The organism is Neptuniibacter sp. (assembly GCF_024231755.1).
Classification (GTDB): Bacteria; Pseudomonadota; Gammaproteobacteria; order Pseudomonadales; family Balneatricaceae; genus Neptuniibacter.
Window position 1 is genome coordinate 1 of sequence record NZ_JAAEQH010000253.1, and the last position, 8,377, is coordinate 8,377.

General features: G+C 46.4%; 10 protein-coding genes. 1 reads left to right on the plus strand and 9 read right to left on the minus strand.

The genetic code is table 11. The annotated features are described in order from the left end of the window. Window positions 1–557: 557 nt before the first annotated feature. The 5 genes from GY843_RS13405 to GY843_RS13425 all read right to left on the minus strand — a co-directional run bounded on the left by GY843_RS13405 (window position 558) and on the right by GY843_RS13425 (window position 4,448). On the minus strand, window positions 558–1,163 hold the full coding sequence (locus GY843_RS13405; protein WP_297310439.1) for a Yip1 family protein: 606 nt from the start codon (window positions 1,161–1,163) through the stop codon (window positions 558–560). 158 nt (window positions 1,164–1,321) lie between these two features. Further along, the gene (gene cyoE, locus GY843_RS13410; RefSeq protein ID WP_297310440.1) at window positions 1,322–2,236 is read right to left on the minus strand and encodes a heme o synthase; all 915 of its coding nucleotides are present in this window, start codon (window positions 2,234–2,236) and stop codon (window positions 1,322–1,324) included. A 1-nt stretch (window position 2,237) separates the two neighbouring features. Beyond that, window positions 2,238–3,239: a heme A synthase gene (locus tag GY843_RS13415; protein ID WP_297310441.1), complete on the minus strand. Its 1,002-nt coding sequence runs from the start codon at window positions 3,237–3,239 to the stop codon at window positions 2,238–2,240. Window positions 3,240–3,256: 17 nt separating this feature from the next. Next, window positions 3,257–3,730, minus strand: a complete 474-nt coding sequence (locus GY843_RS13420) for a hypothetical protein (RefSeq protein ID WP_297310442.1) — start codon at window positions 3,728–3,730, stop codon at window positions 3,257–3,259. Beyond that, window positions 3,723–4,448: an SURF1 family protein gene (locus GY843_RS13425; RefSeq protein WP_297310443.1), complete on the minus strand. Its 726-nt coding sequence runs from the start codon at window positions 4,446–4,448 to the stop codon at window positions 3,723–3,725. The genes GY843_RS13420 and GY843_RS13425 overlap by 8 nt, the downstream gene beginning before the upstream one ends. A gap of 26 nt (window positions 4,449–4,474) precedes the next feature. Between GY843_RS13425 and GY843_RS13430 the strand changes: the two genes are divergently transcribed. Next, window positions 4,475–4,678: a twin transmembrane helix small protein gene (locus GY843_RS13430; RefSeq protein WP_297310444.1), complete on the plus strand. Its 204-nt coding sequence runs from the start codon at window positions 4,475–4,477 to the stop codon at window positions 4,676–4,678. Window positions 4,679–4,681: 3 nt separating this feature from the next. Here GY843_RS13430 and GY843_RS13435 read toward each other — a convergent pair whose 3' ends face one another. The 4 genes from GY843_RS13435 to GY843_RS13450 form a co-directional block, all read right to left on the minus strand. Further along, window positions 4,682–5,566 carry a cytochrome c oxidase subunit 3 gene (locus GY843_RS13435; protein ID WP_297310445.1) on the minus strand — a complete coding sequence of 295 codons (885 nt, stop codon included), beginning with the start codon at window positions 5,564–5,566 and terminating at the stop codon, window positions 4,682–4,684. Beyond that, on the minus strand, window positions 5,563–6,126 hold the full coding sequence (locus tag GY843_RS13440) for a cytochrome c oxidase assembly protein (protein WP_297310446.1): 564 nt from the start codon (window positions 6,124–6,126) through the stop codon (window positions 5,563–5,565). Before GY843_RS13440 ends, GY843_RS13435 begins: the two co-directional genes overlap by 4 nt. A gap of 89 nt (window positions 6,127–6,215) precedes the next feature. Continuing rightward, on the minus strand, window positions 6,216–7,790 hold the full coding sequence (gene ctaD, locus GY843_RS13445) for a cytochrome c oxidase subunit I (protein ID WP_297310447.1): 1,575 nt from the start codon (window positions 7,788–7,790) through the stop codon (window positions 6,216–6,218). Between the two features lie 8 nt (window positions 7,791–7,798). Beyond that, a partial coding sequence (locus tag GY843_RS13450; protein ID WP_297310448.1) for a c-type cytochrome occupies window positions 7,799–8,377 on the minus strand: 579 nt, incomplete at its 5' end.

The window sequence follows — 8,377 nt, forward strand, 5'->3', positions numbered from 1 at the left end:
ATGAACGTTAAACCTATTTGTAAATCGCTTAAATGAATTCACTTGGTTGCTTGTCTAGAAAAAGTCTTTGCTTCTTCTCAACAAGCGCCCACACGAATTATCTGATCAAATTGTTAAAGAGCGTTGCTTTTTTGACTCTCAGCACTGCGTGCCGTTCATCTCAAGCGAGGCGCATATTCTACTTTGCGCTCATTCAAAGTCAACCGTTTATTTTGCAATTTTGTAAATTAATTTACTCAGCGTCGGAACTTTGAATCCTGCTGCGTAAGCAATCTAAAAACATAACGTTTTCAACCACTTACTCGACACCTCACCTCGTTCAAAACCGCCTTAATTTGCGGCCTCCCTAAGCAAGGACGGCGAATTCTACAGACATATAAAATCAGGTCAACACCAATCTGTAAAAAAACTTAAAAAAATCGAAAAAAAGGCAATACTGACTAAATACCATACAGACAGTGACTAAAGAACAAACAACCGCGCTTAAAACTTAAACAACAAGCATAAAACAGGCACAAAAAAGGCGTCTAACGACGCCTCTTTATATGCTACAAAAATTATAGCGATATGTAGTTCAGAGGAATAACGGTTCCCCACAGAATAACTGAGGCAACAATAATACCGACCAGAGTGCATAACCCAACAGTTAATATTGAAGTAGAGAACAGGAAGGCTCTCTCTTCCGGTATCTTCATTATTACAGGTACACCGGTATAGAGTAGATAAACGGTATAACAAACGGCTACTAAACCAACCCCTACGTTAAACCACAACAGTGGATAGAGGGCCGCAAGCCCTGCGAGGAACATTGGCGTTGCCGTATAAGTTGCCAAAGACAGACAATCATCGAAAGATACATTGCCCCCGTAGTTTTTCTCCATCCAATGGATTGTGTAGGTAATAAAGCCTACAGCTACCCACATAGCGAAATAGAAGGCTACTGCTGCTGGCAATGCACTCATTGCATCCAGCCGGACGAATTCACTGCCAGCGATACTCCAACCCACCTGTGTTGTACCGATGTACATGGATACTGCCGGTATTGCTGCCAATATACTTATCTGCTGCATAAAAATATGCGCAGCACTGTAATGCTCTTTTCTGATCTCCCCCCATTCCTCTTTTGGGTGGTACAGAATTCCCATCATATGTTGAATAAACATGATGCATCCCCTTTTGTTTCAGGTGCCGCACCATTCCTTTTGGTGTGGCATCGTTAACTACTTAGTTTTGGTTTCATTACTGCTTTGTCTCCATTTCCACAGACTTCAGGAACATTATTCGAGCCCGATCATTTCACAGACTCTATGGCTACTTAATTTTATGCCGCACTGATAAGCACAGCTTGGAGGTAGTGATCTACCAGTAAAACTAAAAACAGCAACATGATGTAATTGATGCTATAGCGAAATAATCTCATCGGTACGCCATCCTGGTTATTCCATAGACGCCATACCCAATACATAAACCGTATGTTGATTACGCTTACACCCATCAAATAGACCAAGCCGCTCATGCCCGTCATAAACGGAAACAGTGTCACAGACACCATAAGTAAACTATAGAGCAAAATTTGTACTTTAGTGTATTCAATACCATGAGTCACAGGCAGCATCGGCACCCCCGCTTTCTCATAATCTGATTTACGAGCAATACACAGAGACCAGAAGTGAGGAGGCGTCCAGGCAAAGATAATCAAGACCAGCAGTAAACTGTTCGGTTCTATGCTTCCAGTCACTGCCGTCCAACCTAAAAGCGGCGGCGCTGCTCCAGCAATCCCCCCAATAACGATATTCTGTGGAGTCGCTCTTTTCAGCCAAACCGTATAAACAACGGCATAACCCATCAATGCAGCTACAGTTAGCCAGGCGGTAAGCGGGTTTACCAACCAGACTAACAACATAATGCCTGTCATTCCTATCATCGCTGCAAACCACAGTGCTTGTTGCGGAGTTAGTTTCCCTTGGGGTAATGGCCGCCCTTTAGTTCTTGCCATCTTCTCATCTATTTTATGATCCATTACATGGTTCACTGCTGCAGCAGACCCGGATGCTAAGGCAATACCCAATAGACCGAAAACCACTGACTGCAATGGTGGCAGTCCAGGTACAGCCAAGAACATACCAACAAGGGCAGTTAGCAACATAACCAGAACAACCTTAGGTTTACAAAGAGCCAGATAGTCTTGCCAGGATACCCGCCCCAGAGTAATCGCTTCTGATCTCCTAACACTCATATCAAACCACCTCTGAAGAAAGCGTTAAGCGGCTGTATATCCACAATAGAACTAATAACAAACCAACCGCCAATGCATGATGCAATATTGCCAGCACAGGAGGCACTGCATAGATTACATTGAAGATTCCCAACAACAGCTGCCCGCCCAAAAGTATGATCAATACTGTTACCGGGCCCCTAGTAGCTGCCCCTTTCACCAACGTAAAGAACAACCAGCAACTCATGACTACGACCAATACCGCACCAAGACGGTGACCAATTTGAATCGCAGCCCTTGCTTCCACTGGGAGTAAGCCCCCCTGATAGTTCGGTCCCACAACAGCCAATGGATCAAATCCCAGAGAAAAATCTGGTTCAATTTCGATTTGGCTATCGCAGATAAACCAATGCTGACAAGCAGGCCCCGCATAATTAGAGCTTGTCCAACCACCCAGAACAATCTGCAGCATGAGCACTACAGCAGCAGCCATCACTAACCCTGAATGCTTAGAGTGTTTCCGCACTCCGCTTCCTTGTAACAGCTGCTTGATCCTGAGCCTGAGTAACAACACTCCGGTTAACGTCAGAACACCACCCAACAAATGTAATGTGACCACTGGTGGGTATAGTTTCAAAGTCACGGTCCACATCCCGAAAAGCGCCTGCACGGTCACTAACACCAGCAGCAGATAACTCCCCATCACCGGGTAGTCTTCATTACGCCGAGATTGGTAAGCACATGCCGCCAACACAGCAATGATTAAGCCCAGCATCCCTGCCAGGTATCGATGCCCCATTTCCAAATGCGTTTTACCAATTTCGATAGGCGTTTCCGGATAAGCTTGTTGAGCGCGATTTAGTGCTTCTTGCTCGACAGGCATGACCATATGCCCATAACAACCAGGCCAGTCCGGGCAACTAAGGCCAGCATCACTGATCCGTGTCCAGGCACCTAGCAACACCACACAAAGAGCCAGTACAGAAGCTAAATTTAGCAAGCGCCAGACCACCTTTAACGTCATTACGGCTTCACCTCATCTCAACCAATCCGCGAGATTTTCAGCAGTTTCCGCAGATCTCGCAGGAGCAGCTTTGGTTGGTCGTTCATGGAATACTTCAATACCAGATTCCCTAGTGGATCAACTATCCAAACCGCATCCCCCAACTGCTCTAGCGTTTCGCTTTTTAAATCCTTACCGCCCCCACCTATTCTCTGTAACAACACACGCTCTCGATCTTTACCCAGAGCTATATGCACTTTATCCAGCTTTTCCCACCAGCCATCACACTCAACGCTGCAGTCATCGGTTACGGTTAGCAAAAGTTGCCATCTCGATAAATTTCCACGATCACTCCCAACCAACTGCCAATCGCTAATATGCTGATCCTGTAGCAATACCCCAGAGTGCTTGCCTGCGGCAGGCGTCATGATTTCAAAGAAATACATAACTGCTGCCAACATTACCGGTATCAGACCTACTCCCCATACCAACCAGAAACTGGCTTTATTCATGACGGCTCTCCCGCTGGATAAGTTTCCAGCTCCAAAGCAACAATCCAGAAAGAACCAAAGCCATAGCAAACCATTGAACCGCATAGCCAAGGTGTTTCTCAGGAGACATTGAAACAACCGGCCAGTTAAGGTCCAAACCCGATATCAATGGTTGTTTAATTTTCAGCTCCAGAGGCAGCACTGGCTCCTGCAACAAATCCCCCATTCTTTCTGTATCAAGACTTTGAATAAGTGAAGGCCATTGCCGCTCGGTAATAGCCAGGTCTTCATCTAGTACAAATGCGTGGTTTATTCCCTTTAACTTTCCAACAACTTTCTGTGTTCCTGATGGCAGTAGAACTTTCGGTAATATTCGACGATCATAATCGGCCTCTATCCAGCCCAGATTGACCAAAAGTGCTGAACCATTCCGAGGATAAAAAAGCGCAATCACCTCATAACCAGCCATACCGTTTCGGACACGATTATCCAGCAGAAAATAACGTTCCCTATCAAAAAAGCCCTCCAGATCAACCGCGATAAACTGTTGACCAGAAATCGCCATTTCATCAGGTATGGTTTTATAAAGCTGCGTCGCCGACCAGCTTTGTAGGAGCCTCTCCTTCTGATCCGCACGATCCAACTGCCAAAATCCCAAAGCAACCAGACCTGGCAACAGCAATACTGCCGCCAGCATCAGCATCCACTTGAAGCCTTGGTTACTCTGAACTTTACTCATTACATAACCGTCAATAGGTAACTCTTATGTCCTTAAAGCTATTATTGGTCATCGCTTTTGCGGCAGTTGTTGTCAGTTTATTCAGTGGGCTGTTTTTCCTTATTCGCGATCAGGGCAAAACACACCGAACCGTTAACTCTCTATTTTTCCGTGTCGCATTCAGTGCACTGATCATCGTTATCCTGTTATATGGCTTTTACACTGGTGAACTAACTCCTCACCTTCCCTAACAGCTACAGGATGTAGACAAACAGAAACAACCCAACCCAGACCACATCCACAAAATGCCAATACCAGGCCACCGCTTCAAAACCAAAATGTTTCTCAGCGCTGAAATGCCCTTTCAAAACCCTTAGCCAGATAATTATCAACATCAGCGTGCCAAGCGTGACATGCATGCCATGAAAACCGGTGAGAATGAAAAAGGTCGCGCCGTAAATGCCGGAATTAAGGGTCAGCCCCAGCTCGTTATAAGCCAACACATATTCATAGGCCTGGAAGTAGAGAAAGATCCCCCCCAACACAATGGTTAACGCCAGCCAAAAAACAATGCGAGAGCGCAGCCCGAGCTTCAGAGCCTTATGCGCCAAAGTCACGGTAAAGCTGGACGAGATTAGTAGGATCGTATTCAAGAGAGGGATATGCCAGGGATCAATCACCTCTTTCGGACCGGGGAAAACGGCTTGGTCAGGCGTTGTCATTAAAGGCCATTGCGCAGAGAACCCCTGCCACAACATATTCGATACTCCCTTATCGCCTTCACCACCCAACCATGGCACGGCCCAGGTACGGACATAAAACAATGTGCCAAAGAAGGCAGCAAAGAACATAATTTCTGAGAAGATAAACCAGCCCATTCCCCATCTAAACGAGCGATCCATCTGCGGGCTATATAAACCTTCATGGCTCTCATGGATCACGTTACCAAACCAACCCAGCAGGATTAGCCCCATCCCTAAAGCGCCTGCCAGCAGCATTAATAATCCAAACCCACCACCAGTTTCAGCTGAAAGAGCATTAATCATTGTCCCTGAACCATAAGCCATCAGGAAGAGTGCTATAGATGCCAGAATAGGCCAGCGGCTCTGCTCCGGCACGTAATAGGATGAAGTACTCATAACTGACTCCCTCCCCGGAGAGCGACAACGGCCTCTCTATCCGGAGTGATATCAAATAGGGTGTAGGACAAAGTGATTGTATGGATATGCTCTGGAAGCTCTGGATCCACAGATAGCACCAGCGGCATATTTTTCTCTTCGCTGGCCTCAAGTGGCTGGCGCTCAAAACAAAAACAGTTGATCTTCTGTAGATATGGAGCCGCTTCGGAAGGGGAAACCGAAGGTACAGCCTGAGCGATCATAAAAGTCTGTGTCAGGTTTCTGGCTAGATAGGCAGTCTGATACATCTCTCCCGGCGACAACTCAACCTGCGTTATTTGCGGTTGAAACTGCCAGGGCATAGTTTCATTGTTGATCGCCACCAGCTGCAGTTTTATCTGGCGGCTGTTATCAACAAGACCGCTTGGTTGTGTTGGTACCAACTCCACCTTTCCATTTAAACCGGTGACACGACAAAAGACATCGTAGAGCGGGACCAACGCAAAACCGAACCCGAACATAAACACGCAACTGAACACTAAGGTTGCCACAGTTCGTCTGTTTTTTTGGATGGTAGCCATAATCTACCCTCCGTTTTATATTAATTACCTCTTCCCTTTCCCTACTGCAGCCTCTATTTCAAGGCCTACTTCGCCCTTTATTTCGCTTTTTATTTGACGACAGGCGGCTTACTAAAACTGTGATAAGGCGCAGGTGAAGGCAAAGTCCACTCCAGACCATGAGATCCCTCCCAAACCTCTGAACTGGCTGGTTTGCCTTTGCGAATACAACTAATCACGTTGTAGAGGAAGATCAACTGAGAGAAACCAAAGATAAATGCCCCTACCGTCGCCACCGCGTTAAAGTCAGCAAACTGTAAGGCGTAATCCGGAATACGTCTTGGCATACCGGCAAGGCCAATAAAATGCATAGGGAAGAAGGTGATATTTACGCCGATAAAGCTACACCAGAAATGCACTTTACCCATGGTTTCGTTGTAGTAGTTACCACACCATTTCGGCAGCCAATAATAGGCTGCTGCCATAATGGCAAAAACAGCCCCCGGGACCAAAACATAGTGAAAGTGAGCAACGACAAAGTAGGTATCATGGTACTGAAAATCCACCGGTGCTATCGCCAGCATCAACCCGGAAAATCCACCAATAGTAAACAAGACTACAAAAGCTAAGGCGAATAACATCGGCGTTTCAAAGGTCATTGATCCACGGAACATTGTGGCAACCCAGTTGAATACTTTTACCCCTGTGGGCACCGCAATCAGCATAGTGGCGAACATAAAAAATAGTTCCGCAACCAGAGGTAACCCCACGGTAAACATATGGTGGGCCCATACCACAAACGAGAGCACCGCTATGGATGCGGTGGCATACACCATAGAGGTATAACCAAACAATTTTTTCCTAGCGAAGGTAGGTATGATCTCACTGACAATACCAAACGCAGGCAGAATCATGATGTAGACCTCTGGATGCCCAAAGAACCAGAACACATGCTGGAACAACACGGGATCACCACCACCGGCAGCATTAAAGAAACTGGTACCAAAATGGATGTCCATCAACATCATGGTCACCACCCCGGCCAGTACCGGCATTACCGCAATCAACAAAAATGCAGTGATCAACCAGGTCCAGACAAACAGTGGTAGTTTCATCATTGTCATGCCAGGAGCACGCAGATTAAGAATAGTAGCAATGATGTTTATCGCACCCATGATGGAACTTATGCCCATCATATGCACCGCAAAGATAAAGTAGGTCACACTAGGCGGGGCATAAGTTGTCGATAGAGGAGCATAGAAAGTCCAACCAAAATTAGGGGCGCCTCCCTCCATAAACAGAGTGGACAACATCATGGCGAAGGCAAAGGGCAGTATCCAAAAGCTCCAGTTATTCATTCGTGGTAACGCCATATCAGGCGCACCCACCATCATAGGTACCATCCAGTTCGCCAACCCGACAAATGCTGGCATCACAGCACCAAACACCATAATCAAACCATGCATAGTGGTCATCTGATTGAAGAATTCAGGCTGGATCAGCTGCAACCCCGGCTGGAACAACTCGGCTCGAATGAGCAAAGCCATAGATCCGCCAACCAGGAACATGATGAAACTGAACCAGAGATATAGCGTACCTATATCTTTATGATTGGTGGTAAACAACCAACGACCAATACCAGAGGTAGGACCATGATGATGAGCTACTGCGGCAGTACTATTCATATCCCCTCCTACTGTTTCAACTCAGCAATCTGTGCCGGTGATACGATATCCCCAGTCTTATTACCCCAAGCATTACGCTCATAAGTAATCACTGCTGCCAATTCCACAGCGCTGAACTGATCCCTAAATCCCTGCATCGCGGTTCCCTGCTTACCATTCAGTACGATATCGATATGCGCTGCTTGATCACCGAGAGAGATAGGACTGTTTTTTAATGCTGGGAAAGCTCCTGGAATACCTTCACCATTCGCCTGATGGCAGGCTAGACATGCTTTGTTATAAACCTCTTCGCCTATCTCCATTAACTCAGCCAGACTCCAGCTTTTCTGTGCAGCTTCGGCTTTTTTCTGATCGGCTTGCTTCACTTCCGCTAGCCAACGCTCAAATTCAGCCTCTGGTTTAACTTCGACAACGATCGGCATAAACCCATGATCTTTACCACAGAGCTCTGCACACTGACCCCGATAAGTTCCTGGTTCGTCAACAATGGTCCAGGCTTCGTTGATAAAGCCCGGAATAGTATCTTTTTTCACTGCAAGATCAGGCACCCACCAAGAGTGGATAACGTCATTGGCAGTTAATAGGAA